Source organism: Pseudomonas sp. NBB, from assembly GCF_032701105.1.
Classification (GTDB): domain Bacteria; phylum Pseudomonadota; class Gammaproteobacteria; order Pseudomonadales; family Pseudomonadaceae; genus Aquipseudomonas; species Aquipseudomonas asiatica.
On the sequence record NZ_CP103994.1, the window covers coordinates 1,446,078 to 1,459,720 of the forward strand.

Genomic DNA, 13,643 nt, shown 5'->3' on the forward strand with positions numbered 1-13,643 from the left:
TACCCTGCCGCGGCGGCGATGCTTTGAAAAAAAGCTCGCCGCCGTGCGCATTTATAGAAAGCGTCTAATCTAATTTCTCAACTCTTTTCGGCTGCGGCCCAGCGGACTCAGACAGGATGTTCTGGCCATGGTAAAGATGGCGCGCTTCGCATTTCTCTCCTTGGCAGCCTTGCTGGCTGCCTGCTCCAGCCGTGCGCCTGCGCCGGCTCCTGTGGTACAGCCGCAGGTAACCTATAGCCAGCCCAGCCCTTCGCCGATTGCCGATGACGTGCTGATGCGTGCCATCGGCCTGGTGGGCACGCCTTATCGCTGGGGTGGCAATACGCCGGACTCCGGTTTCGATTGCAGTGGCCTGATCAAGTACGTCTATCGTGATGCTGCCGGCATAAGCCTGCCGCGTTCGACGCGTGAGATGATCGTAATGCGCGCGCCAACCGTGGATGCCAAGTCGCTGCAGTCCGGCGACCTGGTGTTCTTCGCCACCAGTGGCGGCTCGCAGGTCAGCCATGCGGGCATCTATGTCGGGGAAGGGCGCTTCGTGCATGCACCTTCCAGCGGTGGCACGGTGCGTCTGGACTACCTGTCCAACAGTTACTGGGCCAAGGCTTACCTGCAGGCCAAGCGCGTCATTCCGCAAGGGCATCTGGCGCAGAACCCCTGAGGACAGGCGGGGCTTTGCTCACCCGCCAGACCACGTTGCCGACATCATCGGCTACCAGCACGCCGCCACGCCCGTCGGTGATTACGCCGACCGGGCGCCCTTGGGCCTTGCCATGCTCATCCAGAAAACCGGTAAGCAGGTCTACGGGCTTGCCCGAGGGCTTTCCTGATGGGTCGAACGGTACGAAAATCACCTTGTAGCCACTGTGTGGCTTGCGGTTCCACGACCCGTGCTGGCCCACGAATGCCCCTTGTTCGAAGGGCGGTGGTAGCCCGTTCGGTTCGGCGAATGCCAGCCCTAGCGATGCCGTGTGTGGGCCTACGGCGTAGTCGGGCACCAGCGCCTGGGCTACTTTTTCAGGCGCTGGCGGTTGCACGCGCTCGTCCACGTGGCGGCCGTAGTAGCTATAGGGCCAGCCATAGAAACCGCCGTCCTTCACGGAAGTGATGTAGTCCGGTACCAGATCGCTACCGATCTCGTCACGCTCGTTGACTGCCGTCCACAACGTACCGCTGTGCGGCTCCCAGGCCAGGCCGTTAGGGTTGCGCAGGCCGGTGGCGAACAGGCGGTGCTGGCCGCTGGTGGGGTCCACTTCCCAGATCGCGGCGCGTCCCTGTTCCTTGTCCATACCGTTTTCGCCTACGTTGCTGTTGGAGCCGACCGTCACGAAAAGCTTCTTGCCATCAGGGCTGGCGATCACGTTCTTGGTCCAGTGGTGGTTGAGCGGCCCGCCTGGCAACTCGACCACTGGCTGGCCTTCATTGCGAATTTGCATGGCACCGGGCTCATAGTGAAAGCGCATCAACCTGTCGGTGTTGGCGATATACAGGTCCTTCCCGACCAGCGCCATGCCGAACGGTGAGTTGAGCTCTTCGATGAAGGTCGTACGGATTTCAGCCACGCCGTCGTGGTCGGCGTCACGTAACAGGGTAATGCGGTTTGCGCTGGGTACGCCTGCGCCTGCCCGCTTCATCACCTTCTTCATGACCCAGCCGCGCAGGCCTTTGCCATCTTCGGGCTTGGATGGGGCATTGGTTTCGGCTACCAGGACGTCGCCGTTGGGCAGCAGGTATAGCCAGCGAGGGTGGTCGAGCCCGCTGGCGAATGCTTTCACCTGAGTGCCTGGTGCTACCTCGGGCTTGGCGTCCTTGGGCCAGCCCACTGCCGGGGCGATATTCACGGTGGGGAGGGTTGTCTTGACCGGAGCAGGCAGCTGGGGGGTTGGACCACTGCCGTCGAGTACATTCAGCAGGGCGGTTTCGCCGCAGGCAGTCAGGCTGGCGGCCAATAACCAAGGCGTCAGGTGTTTCATGGGGCGGCGTCCTCCTAACAGGGCCTATGAATTGAGAGGTCGGTGACATTCGCCAGGTTCCCGGCAACTTTCCAACTGCCGTTGCCGTTGCTTTTGCTTCTAAGCGCGCGATAGTTCAGGCGCCACCGATTGCGACTTCAGGAGGCCGAGCGAAGGGACTGCGGAGGGAGGTGACGGGCATGGATGCCCGTCAAGCGCTGAGGCCCCATGGATGGGGCCTGCAGCGCGTACTCCCGGGAGCAGGCCCGTAGCGAGGGGACCCCGGAGCGCAGCGTAGGGGCCGGATGATAGGAGCCAGCGTTTTTTGGTTACTTTTTGTCGCGTTTGACAAAAAGTGACCCGCCGTAAGGGCGGAAAGGTGATTAAGCGCCACCTTCGAAAATGAATGTTGACCTTGTTGTTGATGCCCACGCTTGAAAGCGAAGAGCGAAGAGCGAAGAGCGAAGAGCGAAGAGCGAAGAGCTGAAAAAGTACTGGTCTTGATCGCGCGCATAGTCCATTTACGATGGCGACGCATACTCACCTTTTCGCCCTTACGGCGAGTCACTTTTTGTCAAACGCGACAAAAAGTAACCAAAAAACGCTGCGCTCCCATCATCCGGCCCCTCCGCTACGCTACGGGGTTCCCTCGCGCCGGTCTTGCTCCCGGGAGTACGCGCTGCAGGCCCCATCCATGGGGCCTCAGCGCTTGACGGGCATCCATGCCCGTCACCTCCCTCCGCAAGACCTCTGCTCGGCCTCCTGAAGTCGCGAAGATCAAGAGCAAGAGCAAGAGCAAGAGCAAGAGCAAGAGCAAGAGCAAGAGCAAGAGCAAGAGCAAGAGCAAGAGCAAGAGCAAGAGCAAGAGCAAGAGCAAGAGCAAGAGCAAGAGCAAGAGCAAGAGCAAGAGCAAGAGCAAGAGCAAGAGCAAGAGCAAGAGCAAGAGCAAGAGCAAGAGCAAGAGCAAGAGCAAGAGCAAGAGCAAGAGCAAGAGCAAGAGCATGCAGGTCTGGTGGTGACTCAATGTGCCAGTGAGATGCGCTGTGGCGTCGGGGCGAGACCAAGAATCAGATTTAACACCTTTCTTGTAGGCCGTTTCCCAAAGATACTCTTAACACCTATTCTCCGTTGCGCGCGCCAAATGCGGCCTCTAGTCTCGGCATGTCGTTGACCTTCAATGACCGGGTTAGCCGCCCGAAATCGTCAGACACCGCAGCTGAGCAATACCGAGTAATCGGCATTGACGCCTTATGGCGGCTGTGCGTGGGGCACCTGCGGGTGCGCCGGGTGCCTGACGTCCCGGTCGGCTAACCCACGTACAGCTGCCACCATACTGTTTAGCCGCGGTTGGTGGTCGCTTCACTACGACAGGAGCCTTAAATGACCACCGAAGACACGAAATGCACAGTCGGCAAAACCATATTCTTTCAAGGTGAAAACCAGACCCACCCCCTGTTCCGCATCGAACCCGGCATCTCCTGCCAGAACGCCCGCGAACAAGCCTCGGAATTGATCGGCTATGCGCGGGACCTGACCATCGACGGCCTGATGGAAGAAAAGCCAAAGCTGATCTGGGCCGCGCACTACCTTTGCGCCTTGGGCAAAGCGCTGCTGGATGATGCCGAACTCGGCATGATGCGTTAGGACCTGAAACGCGCGCAGGCCATTCGCGGCACGGGCCGCGCTCTCATGGAGCCGCATATAACAGAAAGATTTAGCAGGGGCTCTGTGGGAGCGGGCGCGCCCGCGAACACCGGCGCAGCCGGTGCCAGTCACCGCGTTGGGTTCTTCGCGGGCACGCCCGCTCCCACAGAAGCCACGTCGCCCGGCCTGAGCCGAAGTTGCTTCAAGCCTGCTTGAGCAACAACGCCACCCCCGGGAAATACTGCCCCAGCTCGTTGTGCAACTTGCGGTAGGCATACGGGAAGTACCAGGCGATGGCACAGGCGGTATGTTTCTGCAGATCGTCGACCAGGTCCTGCAGTTCCTCGGGGCTGGCATGCTGGCCAGCCTTCCACGGGCTGATGAACAGCGCACCAGCTTTCAACTGGCTGGGGTAGGCCACCTGGCGCGCCAAGGCAGTGGTCTGCTGCAGGGCGTCGGCCATGTCCAGCCGAGCGATTCTTGGCCAGCGCTGACTGACACTGAGGTACAGCGCTTCATCGGCACTGCTGATCGACAGGTCGCAGCGCCCTTCGTGTTCACCTTCGTCGCGCTGCTTCTTGCCGGCAAACTGCTGCAGCGCCGCCAGTTCGGTTTGCCAGGCCGCTGCGGCAAGCAGCCCCGTATTGGCGGCGGCGCCATGCCAGTAAGGTGCTTCGGCATCGCCAGCAAACTGGTTGAAGCGGTCGATACAGTCGCCCCAGCGCTCCAGCACCGGAGAAAGAAACTCCAGGCGCGGGTTGTTGATGATCTGGCCTCGCATGCTGCGCTCTCCTGTTGTAGTTGTGATCGCGTTCAGCCGAAAGTGATGGCTATGTGATATCACTGTATTCAGTGTGGCACAACAAGGTGAATTGGCCATTACCCAGGCGGAGCCTGTTCGGCTGCAAAGCGGCCCGCTTCGATTGACGCTCCCGGTCCAACCCTCTAACCTTCGCGCGTGTTTCAGGTGCCCTGCCAGCCCCGACTGGGCAGGGTGAAACTGGGAAGCCGGTGGGTGCCAGCATGGCGCGATTCCGGCGCTGCCCCCGCAACGGTAGGTGAGTCACGGCCGCGCAGGGCCACTGGGTGCAAGCACCCGGGAAGGCGCGCAGGCCTGGGCCAAGGCCCGCTCACAAGCCCGGAGACCGGCCTGATACTGCCAACGGCATCACGGAGGGTGATGCGCGGTGCACCGTGGCGTACGGCCACGGCCCCTGCGCGTTCTCCGTCTGCCCGCCTTTTACCTGTCGCCGCGCGTTGCCGTGGCGCCAGCCAGCGGAGAACCCTGATGAGCGAATCCACCGAACGCGACGAACGCCACCTGGCGCGCATGCAGCGCAAGAAGGCGATCATCGACGAACGCATCGCCAATTCCCCCAACGAATGCGGCCTGCTGCTGGTACTGACCGGCAATGGCAAGGGCAAGAGCAGCTCGGCCTTCGGTATGCTCGCGCGCGCACTGGGCCATGGCATGCAATGCGGTGTGGTGCAGTTCATCAAGGGCCGCAACAGCACCGGCGAAGAGCTGTTCTTCCGCCGTTTCCCCGAGCAGGTGCGCTACCACGTGATGGGCGAGGGCTTTACCTGGGAAACCCAGGATCGCCAGCGCGACATCGCCGCCGCCGAAGCCGCCTGGGCCGTTTCGCGCCAGTTGCTGCAAGACCCGAGCGTGCAGTTCGTGGTGCTCGATGAACTGAACATCGCCCTCAAGCACGGCTACCTCGACCTTGACCAGGTGCTGTCCGACATCCAGGCCCGCCCACCGATGCAGCATGTGATCGTCACTGGCCGTGCCGCGAAACCCGAGATGATCGAGCTGGCCGACACCGTGACCGAGATGGGCATGCTCAAGCACGCCTTCCAGGCCGGCATCCGTGCACAGAAGGGCGTGGAACTGTGAGCCAGCCGCGCCAGTGCCCTGCCGTGCTGATCGCGGCGCCGGCCTCAGGCCAGGGCAAGACCACTGTCACCGCTGCCTTGGCCCGGCTGCACCGCAACCTCGGGCGCAAGGTCCGGGTGTTCAAGTGCGGGCCCGACTTCCTCGACCCGATGATCCTCGAACGGGCCAGCGGCGCGCCGGTGTACCAGCTCGACCTGTGGATGATCGGCGCCGAGGAAAGCCGCCGCCTGCTGTGGGAAGCCGCCGGCGAGGCCGACCTGATCCTGATCGAAGGGGTGATGGGGCTGTTCGACGGCACGCCGTCCAGCGCCGACCTGGCGCGTCACTTCGGCGTGCCGGTACTGGCGGTGATCGACGGCACGGCCATGGCCCAGACCTTTGGCGCCCTGGCCCTGGGCTTGGCACGCTACCAGGCGGACCTGCCGTTTGCCGGTGTATTGGCCAACCGGGTGGGCAGCCTGCGCCACGCGCAACTGCTGGAAGGTAGCCTGACCGAAGGCCTGCGCTGGTATGGCGGCTTGTCCCGCGAGCGCGGTATAGAGCTACCCAGCCGCCACCTGGGGCTGGTCCAGGCCAGCGAGCTGAACGACCTGGACGCTCGCCTGGATGCCGCTGCCGAGGCGCTTGGCGCCAGTTGCGATGCCGCCTTGCCGCCGCCAGTGACCTTTGCCGAACCCGAGCCGCAAGCCACTACCGCCTCGTTGACCGGTGTGCGCATTGGCGTGGCGCGGGACGAGGCCTTTGCCTTCACCTATGGCGCCAACCTCGACCTGCTGCGCAACCTGGGCGCGCAGCTGGAGTTTTTCTCGCCGCTGCATGACCGCGAACTGCCAGCAGTGGACAGCCTGTATCTGCCAGGCGGTTATCCCGAACTGCACCACCACGCCCTGGCTGCCAACGCGCCAATGAGCGAGGCGATCCGTGCCCATCACGCCCAGGGCAAACCGTTGCTGGCAGAGTGCGGCGGCATGCTGTACCTGCTTGATGCCCTGACCGACGTGGTCGGCGAGCGTGCCGAGCTGCTCGGCCTGCTGCCGGGCGAAGCGACCATGCAGAAGCGCCTGGCTGCCTTGGCCCTGCAGGCGGTGGAACTGCCGGAAGGCACCCTGCGCGGTCACACCTATCACCATTCGTTGACCAGTACCGTACTGGAGCCGATCGCACGTGGTCTGAGCCCCAACGGCGGGCGTGGCAACGAAGCGGTGTATCGTCTGGGTCGGCTGACGGCTTCCTACGTGCACTTCTACTTTCCCTCCAACCCTGATGCGGCGGCGGCGCTGTTGCGACCATGAGCGAACACGCCTACAGCGACGCCGAGCGCGCCGCGATCTATCGGGCCATCGGCGAACGCCGTGACATGCGCCATTTCGCCGGTGGCAAGGTAGCCCCGGAACTGCTGGGCCGCCTGTTGGCTGCCGCGCACCAGGCGCCCAGCGTCGGGCTGATGCAGCCCTGGCGTTTCATCCGCATCACCCAGCGCGACCTGCGTGCGCGCATCCAGGCCTTGGTGGAAGCAGAGCGGGTGCGTACCGCCGAAGCGTTGGGCGAACGCTCCGACGCCTTCATGAAACTGAAGGTGGAGGGCATCAATGACTGCGCCGAGTTGCTGGTGGCCGCCCTGATGGACAACCGCGAGCCGCATATCTTCGGCCGCCGCACCCTGCCGGAAATGGACCTGGCATCGCTGGCCTGCGCCATCCAGAACCTGTGGCTGGCAGCCCGTGGCGAAGGCCTGGGCATGGGCTGGGTGTCGCTGTTCGACCCGCAGGCGCTGGCGGCGCTGCTGGGCATGCCGGCCGGGGCCAAGCCGGTCGCGGTGCTGTGCCTGGGGCCGGTAACCGAGTTCTACCCGGCACCGATGCTGGTGCTGGAAAACTGGGCCGAGGAACGGCCCTTGAGTGAAATGCTCTTTGAGAACCAATGGGGAGAGCGCCAATGAGCGTGGCCTTGCTGACCGTGGCCGGGATGGCCCTGGATGCCTTGCTGGGCGAACCGCAGCGGCGCCATCCGCTGGTAGCCTTCGGCAACATGGCCAGTAACCTCGAGCGCCGCCTGAATGCAGGTGGGCGCGGCTGGCGCAGCCACGGGGTGAGCGCATGGTTCCTGGCCGTGGTGCCGCTTACCCTGGTGGTACTGATCCTCTCCTGGCTGCCGTACATCGGCTGGCTGGTCGACGTGCTGGCGCTGTACTGCGCCGTCGGGCTGCGCAGCCTGGGCGAACACGTGTTGCCAGTGGCCAGTGCCTTGCGCCAGGGTGACCTGCAAGAAGCGCGGCGCCGTGTGGGCTACCTGGTCAGCCGCGAAACCCGTGAACTGGACGAACCTGCGGTTGCCCGGGCGGCCACCGAATCGGTACTGGAGAATGGCAGCGATGCTGTATTCGCCGCGCTGTTCTGGTTCGTGGTCGCCGGCGCGCCGGGCGTGGTGCTGTACCGCCTGAGCAACACCCTGGACGCCATGTGGGGCTACCGCAACGAGCGCTTCGAACGCTTCGGCTGGTGCGCGGCGCGCGTCGACGATGTGCTCAACTATATTCCCGCCAGGCTGGTGGCGTTGACCTACGCGCTGCTGGGCAAGACCCGCCTGGCCCTGGCCTGCTGGCGCAAGCAGGGCCCGCTGTGGGACAGCCCCAATGCCGGGCCGGTGATGGCCGCCGGTGCTGGTGCGTTGGGGGTGGAACTCGGTGGCCCGGCGGTGTACCACGGCGAGCTGCATGAGCGGCCACGCCTGGGTGACGGGCCAATGGCCGACGCCGACGCCATCGATCGTGGCTGGGGCTTGGTGCAGCGCGGCGTATGGCTGTGGCTGCTGGTGATCTGCCTGGGGGCCTATATCAATGCTTGAACACGGAGGCCGCCTGCTGCGGGCGGTACGGCAATACGGCATCGCCCGCGAGCAGTGGCTCGACCTGTCCAGCGGCATTGCGCCATGGCCTTTCCCGATTCCACCGATCCCCATGGAGGCCTGGGCCCGCCTGCCGGAGACCGAGGACGGCCTGGAGGACGCCGCGCGTGCGTATTACGGCGCCCGCCAATTGCTGGCGGTGGCCGGTTCCCAGGCCGCGATCCAGGCCTTGCCGCTGTTGCGCGCAGCCGGCCGGGTAGGGGTGTTGACGCCATGCTATGCCGAGCATCCATACGCGTGGCAACGGGCGGAGCACCAGTTGCTGGAGCTGGATGAAGCGCAGGTCGAGGCGACGCTCGACAGCCTCGACGTACTGGTGCTGGTGAACCCCAACAACCCTACCGGCCGCCGGGTGCCGCGTGAACGCCTGCTGGATTGGCACATGCGCCTGGCCGCCCGCGGTGGCTGGCTGCTGGTCGATGAAGCGTTCATGGACAACACCCCGGCGCAAAGCGTGGTCGATTGTGCCGAGCGCCCGGGGCTGATCGTGCTGCGCTCGTTCGGCAAGTTCTTCGGCCTGGCTGGTGTGCGCCTGGGGTTCGTTGCCGCCGAACGCAGCCTGCTGCTGCGCCTGGCCGAGTTGCTCGGCCCGTGGACTGTCAATGGCCCGACCCGGGTGCTGGCCCAGGCCAGCCTGGCCGACCACGTCGCCCAGCGTGTGCAGGTCGAACGCTGCGCTGCCGCCAGCCAGCGGCTGGCTATGCTGTTGCGCAGCGCCGGCCTGGCGCCCAGCGGTGGTTGCGATCTGTTCCAGTACGTACGCAGCGAGCACGCTGCGCAACTGCATGACTTTCTCGCCCGCCGCGGCATCTTGGTGCGGCTGTTCGAGCAGCCGCAGGCGATACGCCTGGGGCTGCCAGCCTGTGCGGCGGACGAACAGCGCCTGGCCCAAGCCCTGGCGGCCTATCAGAAGGAAACGGCATGACCACCCTCATGGTGCAAGGCACCACCTCCGACGCTGGCAAGAGCACGCTGGTGACCGCACTGTGCCGCTGGCTGTTGCGCCAGGGCGTCGGCGTGGTGCCGTTCAAGCCGCAGAACATGGCGCTGAACAGCGCGGTGACCGCCGATGGCGGTGAAATCGGCCGGGCCCAGGCGGTGCAGGCCCAGGCCTGCCGGCTGCAACCACACACCGACATGAACCCGGTGCTGCTCAAGCCCAACAGCGACACCGGCGCCCAGGTGATCATCCATGGCCGTGCCGTTACCAGCATGAACGCGGTGGCCTACCACGACTACAAGGCTATCGCCATGCAGGCGGTGCTGGCTTCGCATCAGCGCCTGAGTGCTGCCTGGCCGGTGGTCATGGTCGAAGGCGCGGGCTCGCCGGCGGAGATCAACCTGCGTGCCGGTGACATCGCCAACATGGGCTTTGCCGAAGCGGTGGACTGCCCGGTGATCCTGGTTGCCGACATCAATCGTGGTGGTGTTTTCGCCCATCTTGTCGGCACCCTGGAACTGCTGTCGCCCAGTGAGCAGGCGCGGGTAAAGGGTTTTGTCATAAACCGCTTCCGCGGCGACATCGCCTTGCTGCAGCCGGGGCTGGACTGGCTGGAACAGCGCACCGGCAAACCGGTACTGGGCGTGCTGCCGTATGTTAACGACCTGCATCTGGAAGCCGAAGACGGCATCGACGCACGCCAGGGGGCAAAGGCCGAGCGCGTGCTCAAGGTGATCGTCCCGGTGCTGCCGCGTATCAGCAACCACACCGACTTCGACCCACTGCGCCTGCACCCCCAGGTGGACCTGCAGTTCATCGGCGCGGGCCAGCCGATCCCGGCCGCCGACCTGATCATCCTGCCGGGTTCCAAGAGTGTGCGCGGCGACCTGGCGCAACTGCGTGAGCGCGGTTGGGACAAGGCCATCGACCGGCACCTGCGCTATGGCGGCAAGCTGATCGGGATCTGCGGTGGCCTGCAGATGCTGGGCCGCGAAGTGCATGACCCGCTTGGTCTCGAAGGGGCCGCTGGCTCCAGCCCGGGGCTTGGCCTGCTCGATTACGTCACGGTACTCGAAGCCGAAAAGCAACTGCGCAACGTTGCCGGCACGCTGAACCTCGAAGCAGTCCCGGTTGCCGGTTATGAAATTCATGCCGGCGTCACCACGGGGCCTGCCCTGGAGCAGCCAGCCGTGCAACTTGCCGATGGCCGTTGCGATGGCGCTGTCAGTGCTGATGGCCAGATACTTGCCACCTACCTGCACGGCCTGTTCGAAGGCAGCCAGTCGTGCGCGGCGCTGCTGCGCTGGGCTGGGCTGGATGATGTGCAGGCCGTCGACTACCAGGCCCTGCGCGAACGCGATATCGAACGCCTGGCCGACCTGGTGGAAAAGCACCTGGACACCGCGCGCCTGCGCCAGCTCTGTGGGGTGGCCTGACATGCTCAACCTGATCCTCGGCGGCGCCCGCTCGGGCAAGAGCCGCCTGGCCGAACAGCTGGCCAGCGCCAGTGGCCTGCCGGTGACCTACATCGCCACCAGCCAGCCGCTGGATGGTGAAATGAACGAACGCGTGCTGCTGCATCGCCAGCGTCGCCCTGATGACTGGGGGTTGATCGAGGAACCCCTGGCCCTGGCCGCGGTGCTGCGCGCCGAAGCGGCCGAAGGGCGCTGCCTGCTGGTGGATTGCCTGACCCTGTGGCTGACCAACCTGCTGATGCTCGAAGACGACCAGCGCCTGGCCGAGGAGCGTGATGCGCTGCTGGCCTGCCTGGAACAGTTGCCGGGCACGGTCATCCTGGTCAGTAACGAAACCGGCCTGGGCGTCGTGCCCATGGGCGAGCTGACTCGTCGCTATGTCGACCTGGCCGGCTGGTTGCACCAGGCCGTGGCCGAACGCTGTCAGCGCGTGGTGCTGACTGTGGCCGGCCTGCCCCTAATGCTCAAAGGACCTGCACTATGACCCAAGCCTGGTGGCGTGACGCCTGCCAACCTCTCGACAACGCCGCCATGGACCAGGCCCGCGCCCGTCAGCAACAGCTGACCAAACCTGCCGGTTCGCTAGGCCAACTGGAAGGATTGGCCATTCAGCTGGCCGGCCTGCAGGGGTGTGAACGGCCGACCTTGGATAACGCCGCAATCAGCATTTTTGCCGGTGACCACGGCGTGGTCGAGGAAGGCATCTCGGCCTACCCGCAAGCGGTGACCGGGCAGATGCTGCGCAACTTCGTCGGTGGTGGCGCGGCAATCAGCGTGCTGGCGCGCCAGCTGCAGGCGAGTCTGGAAGTGGTCGACCTGGGCACCATCGACCCGCACCTGGAACTGCCTGGCGTGCGCCATCTGCGCCTGGGCGCCGGTACCGCCAACTTCGCCTGCCAGCCAGCAATGACCGAGAGCCAGCTGCAGGCCGCCCTGCAGGCTGGCCGCGATAGTGCCCTGCGCGCCGCCGAACAGGGCGCGCAGCTGTTCATCGGTGGCGAGATGGGTATTGGCAACACCACGGCTGCCGCTGCCCTGGCCAGCGTGTTGCTCGGCTGCCCGCCGGCTGAATTGAGTGGCCCGGGTACCGGCCTGGACCACGCCGGGGTGCGGCACAAGGCCGAGGTCATCGAGCGTGCGTTGAGCCTGCATGGCCTTAGCGCCAACGATCCATTGCAGGCACTGGGCTGTGTCGGTGGTTTCGAGATCGCGGCCTTGGCCGGTGCCTACATTGGCTGCGCGCAGGCGGGTATCGCGGTACTGGTGGACGGCTTCATCTGCAGTGTCGCCGCGCTGCTGGCGGTGCGCCTCAACCCGCAGTGTCGGGCCTGGTTGCTGTTCGCCCACCAAGGCGCAGAGCCTGGGCACAAAGCCTTGCTCGACGCCTTGCAGGCCGAGCCGTTGCTGGCCCTGGGCCTGCGCCTGGGCGAGGGCAGTGGGGCTGCCCTGGCCGTACCGCTGTTGCGCCTGGCCTGTGCGTTGCACGAGCAGATGGCGACCTTCGCCGAGGCTGCGGTGGCGGACCGCCCGGCATGATCCTCGACCTGCTGCGCCATGGCGAAACGGAACAGGGCGGCCTGCGTGGCAGCCTTGATGATGCCTTGACCGACAAGGGCTGGGCGCAGATGCGTCAAGCCGTGGCCGAAGCCGGCCCGTGGGAGGTGCTGGTCAGTTCGCCGCTGCAGCGCTGTGCGTGTTTTGCCGAGGAACTGGGCGAGCGGCTGAACCTGCCTGTGCAGCGCGAAGCGGCATTGCAGGAGCTGCATTTTGGCGACTGGGAGGGCCGTAGTGCGGCGCAGATCATGGAAGACCAGGCGGACGCGCTGGGGCGCTTCTGGGCGGACCCTTACGCGTTTACACCGCCCAATGGCGAGCCGGTCGAGGCGTTCGCCGAGCGTGTGCTGGCGGCTGTCGAGCGCCTGAGCCAGCAGCATGCTGGCAAGCGTGTGCTGCTGGTCACCCATGGCGGCGTGATGCGGCTGCTGCTGGCCCGTGCCCGTGGTTTGCCAAGGGCGCAGTTGCTGCAGGTCGAAGTCGGCCACGCTGCGCTCATGCGATTGGTGCCGGGTGACGACGGCCAGTGGGTCGAGGGGCGCTGACATGTTGCCGTTGTGGATTGCCTTGCAGTTTCTCAGCAGCCTGCCGGTGAGTCTGCCGGGCATGCCGGCGCCGCGCGAGGTGGGGCGCTCGCTGCTCTGCTACCCGCTGGTCGGGTTGCTGTTCGGCCTGTTGCTGTGGCTGGCCAGCTACCTGCTGCAGGGCACGCCTGCGCCGCTGCACGCGGCCCTGCTGCTCACGTTGTGGGTGTTGCTCAGTGGCGCCTTGCACCTGGATGGCCTGGCGGACAGCGCCGACGCTTGGCTTGGCGGTTTCGGTGACCGCGAACGCACCTTGCTGATCATGAAGGACCCACGTAGCGGGCCGATTGCCGTGGTCACCCTGGTGCTGGTGCTGTTGCTGAAGTTCTGCGCTTTGTGGGTGGTGGTCGAGCAGGGCATTGGCGCACAGTTGCTACTGGCACCGTTGATCGGGCGGGCGGCGATGCTCGGGCTGTTCCTGAGTACACCTTATGTACGGCAGGGCGGTTTGGGGCAGGCGCTGGCCGAGCACCTGCCCCGGCAGGCGGCCGGCTGGGTGCTGCTGGGCTGTGTGCTTTTCTGCCTGGTCCTGGGCGGGTGGATCGTGGTGCTGGCGTTGGCGGTGTTTGCCTGGTTGCGGCACCTGATGTGCCGGCGCCTGGGCGGGACTACCGGCGATACCGCTGGTGCAATGCTGGAGTTGCTCGAACTGGCCGTGGTGCTGGGGTTGGCGTTGGGCCTCTGAGCCTT

The 13,643-nt window shown here is 65.2% G+C and carries 15 protein-coding genes and 1 riboswitch; of the genes, 13 read left to right on the forward strand and 2 right to left on the reverse strand.

The window, feature by feature from the left end; genetic code table 11:
• Positions 1 to 127: 127 nt before the first annotated feature.
• Positions 128 to 661, forward strand: coding sequence for a C40 family peptidase (locus NY023_RS06800; protein ID WP_013971371.1), 534 nt, complete (start codon positions 128 to 130; stop codon positions 659 to 661).
• Here NY023_RS06800 and NY023_RS06805 read toward each other — a convergent pair.
• Entirely contained in the window at positions 627 to 1,973 is a 1,347-nt protein-coding gene (locus tag NY023_RS06805; protein ID WP_013971372.1) for a PQQ-dependent sugar dehydrogenase, read from the reverse strand. The genes NY023_RS06800 and NY023_RS06805 overlap by 35 nt on opposite strands.
• A gap of 701 nt (positions 1,974 to 2,674) precedes the next feature.
• On the opposite strand from NY023_RS06805, the gene NY023_RS06810 reads away from it, so the two are divergent.
• Both NY023_RS06810 and NY023_RS06815 read left to right on the forward strand, forming a co-directional pair.
• On the forward strand, positions 2,675 to 2,971 hold the full coding sequence (locus tag NY023_RS06810; protein WP_316927889.1) for a hypothetical protein: 297 nt from the start codon (positions 2,675 to 2,677) through the stop codon (positions 2,969 to 2,971).
• A 361-nt stretch (positions 2,972 to 3,332) separates the two neighbouring features.
• Positions 3,333 to 3,596: a DUF3077 domain-containing protein gene (locus tag NY023_RS06815; protein WP_013971373.1), complete on the forward strand. Its 264-nt coding sequence runs from the start codon at positions 3,333 to 3,335 to the stop codon at positions 3,594 to 3,596.
• 202 nt (positions 3,597 to 3,798) lie between these two features.
• Here the strand turns inward: NY023_RS06815 and NY023_RS06820 are convergent, their stop codons facing one another.
• Positions 3,799 to 4,377 carry a hypothetical protein gene (locus tag NY023_RS06820; protein ID WP_013971374.1) on the reverse strand — a complete coding sequence of 193 codons (579 nt, stop codon included), beginning with the start codon at positions 4,375 to 4,377 and terminating at the stop codon, positions 3,799 to 3,801.
• A gap of 167 nt (positions 4,378 to 4,544) precedes the next feature.
• A riboswitch (cobalamin riboswitch) is annotated at positions 4,545 to 4,765 on the forward strand.
• Positions 4,766 to 4,884: 119 nt separating this feature from the next.
• Here NY023_RS06820 and cobO point away from each other — a divergent pair.
• From cobO to NY023_RS06870, 10 genes are read left to right on the forward strand one after another with little or no spacing between them, the layout of a single operon-like run.
• Positions 4,885 to 5,496, forward strand: a complete 612-nt coding sequence (cobO, locus tag NY023_RS06825; protein WP_013971375.1) for a cob(I)yrinic acid a,c-diamide adenosyltransferase — start codon at positions 4,885 to 4,887, stop codon at positions 5,494 to 5,496.
• Entirely contained in the window at positions 5,493 to 6,788 is a 1,296-nt protein-coding gene (locus tag NY023_RS06830; protein WP_013971376.1) for a cobyrinate a,c-diamide synthase, read from the forward strand. The genes cobO and NY023_RS06830 overlap by 4 nt, the downstream gene beginning before the upstream one ends.
• Positions 6,785 to 7,435: a 5,6-dimethylbenzimidazole synthase gene (gene bluB, locus NY023_RS06835; RefSeq protein WP_013971377.1), complete on the forward strand. Its 651-nt coding sequence runs from the start codon at positions 6,785 to 6,787 to the stop codon at positions 7,433 to 7,435. The genes NY023_RS06830 and bluB overlap by 4 nt, the downstream gene beginning before the upstream one ends.
• Complete coding sequence (gene cbiB / locus NY023_RS06840) at positions 7,432 to 8,340, forward strand: adenosylcobinamide-phosphate synthase CbiB (RefSeq protein WP_013971378.1); 909 nt, start codon at positions 7,432 to 7,434, stop codon at positions 8,338 to 8,340. The genes bluB and cbiB overlap by 4 nt, the downstream gene beginning before the upstream one ends.
• The gene (gene cobD, locus NY023_RS06845) at positions 8,333 to 9,325 is read left to right on the forward strand and encodes a threonine-phosphate decarboxylase CobD (RefSeq protein ID WP_013971379.1); all 993 of its coding nucleotides are present in this window, start codon (positions 8,333 to 8,335) and stop codon (positions 9,323 to 9,325) included. Before cbiB ends, cobD begins: the two co-directional genes overlap by 8 nt.
• Positions 9,322 to 10,776: a cobyric acid synthase gene (locus tag NY023_RS06850; protein ID WP_013971380.1), complete on the forward strand. Its 1,455-nt coding sequence runs from the start codon at positions 9,322 to 9,324 to the stop codon at positions 10,774 to 10,776. The genes cobD and NY023_RS06850 overlap by 4 nt, the downstream gene beginning before the upstream one ends.
• Before the next feature lies 1 nt (position 10,777).
• Positions 10,778 to 11,299: a bifunctional adenosylcobinamide kinase/adenosylcobinamide-phosphate guanylyltransferase gene (cobU, locus tag NY023_RS06855; RefSeq protein ID WP_013971381.1), complete on the forward strand. Its 522-nt coding sequence runs from the start codon at positions 10,778 to 10,780 to the stop codon at positions 11,297 to 11,299.
• Positions 11,296 to 12,351 carry a nicotinate-nucleotide--dimethylbenzimidazole phosphoribosyltransferase gene (gene cobT / locus NY023_RS06860; RefSeq protein ID WP_013971382.1) on the forward strand — a complete coding sequence of 352 codons (1,056 nt, stop codon included), beginning with the start codon at positions 11,296 to 11,298 and terminating at the stop codon, positions 12,349 to 12,351. The genes cobU and cobT overlap by 4 nt, the downstream gene beginning before the upstream one ends.
• Complete coding sequence (locus tag NY023_RS06865; RefSeq protein WP_013971383.1) at positions 12,348 to 12,914, forward strand: histidine phosphatase family protein; 567 nt, start codon at positions 12,348 to 12,350, stop codon at positions 12,912 to 12,914. Before cobT ends, NY023_RS06865 begins: the two co-directional genes overlap by 4 nt.
• Before the next feature lies 1 nt (position 12,915).
• Positions 12,916 to 13,638, forward strand: coding sequence for an adenosylcobinamide-GDP ribazoletransferase (locus NY023_RS06870; RefSeq protein ID WP_013971384.1), 723 nt, complete (start codon positions 12,916 to 12,918; stop codon positions 13,636 to 13,638).
• Positions 13,639 to 13,643 lie beyond the last annotated feature (5 nt).

Bases quoted from the DNA above. Each gene is read 5' to 3' on its own strand.
- NY023_RS06800 (WP_013971371.1), top strand. From the start codon at position 128: ATGGTAAAGATGGCGCGCTTCGCATTTCTCTCCTTGGCAGCCTTGCTG.
- NY023_RS06805 (WP_013971372.1), bottom strand. From the start codon at position 1,973: ATGAAACACCTGACGCCTTGGTTATTGGCCGCCAGCCTGACTGCCTGC.
- NY023_RS06810 (WP_316927889.1), top strand. From the start codon at position 2,675: ATGCCCGTCACCTCCCTCCGCAAGACCTCTGCTCGGCCTCCTGAAGTC.
- NY023_RS06815 (WP_013971373.1), top strand. From the start codon at position 3,333: ATGACCACCGAAGACACGAAATGCACAGTCGGCAAAACCATATTCTTT.
- NY023_RS06820 (WP_013971374.1), bottom strand. From the start codon at position 4,377: ATGCGAGGCCAGATCATCAACAACCCGCGCCTGGAGTTTCTTTCTCCG.
- cobO (WP_013971375.1), top strand. From the start codon at position 4,885: ATGAGCGAATCCACCGAACGCGACGAACGCCACCTGGCGCGCATGCAG.
- bluB (WP_013971377.1), top strand. From the start codon at position 6,785: ATGAGCGAACACGCCTACAGCGACGCCGAGCGCGCCGCGATCTATCGG.
- cbiB (WP_013971378.1), top strand. From the start codon at position 7,432: ATGAGCGTGGCCTTGCTGACCGTGGCCGGGATGGCCCTGGATGCCTTG.
- cobD (WP_013971379.1), top strand. From the start codon at position 8,333: ATGCTTGAACACGGAGGCCGCCTGCTGCGGGCGGTACGGCAATACGGC.
- NY023_RS06850 (WP_013971380.1), top strand. From the start codon at position 9,322: ATGACCACCCTCATGGTGCAAGGCACCACCTCCGACGCTGGCAAGAGC.
- cobU (WP_013971381.1), top strand. From the start codon at position 10,778: ATGCTCAACCTGATCCTCGGCGGCGCCCGCTCGGGCAAGAGCCGCCTG.
- cobT (WP_013971382.1), top strand. From the start codon at position 11,296: ATGACCCAAGCCTGGTGGCGTGACGCCTGCCAACCTCTCGACAACGCC.
- NY023_RS06865 (WP_013971383.1), top strand. From the start codon at position 12,348: ATGATCCTCGACCTGCTGCGCCATGGCGAAACGGAACAGGGCGGCCTG.
- NY023_RS06870 (WP_013971384.1), top strand. From the start codon at position 12,916: ATGTTGCCGTTGTGGATTGCCTTGCAGTTTCTCAGCAGCCTGCCGGTG.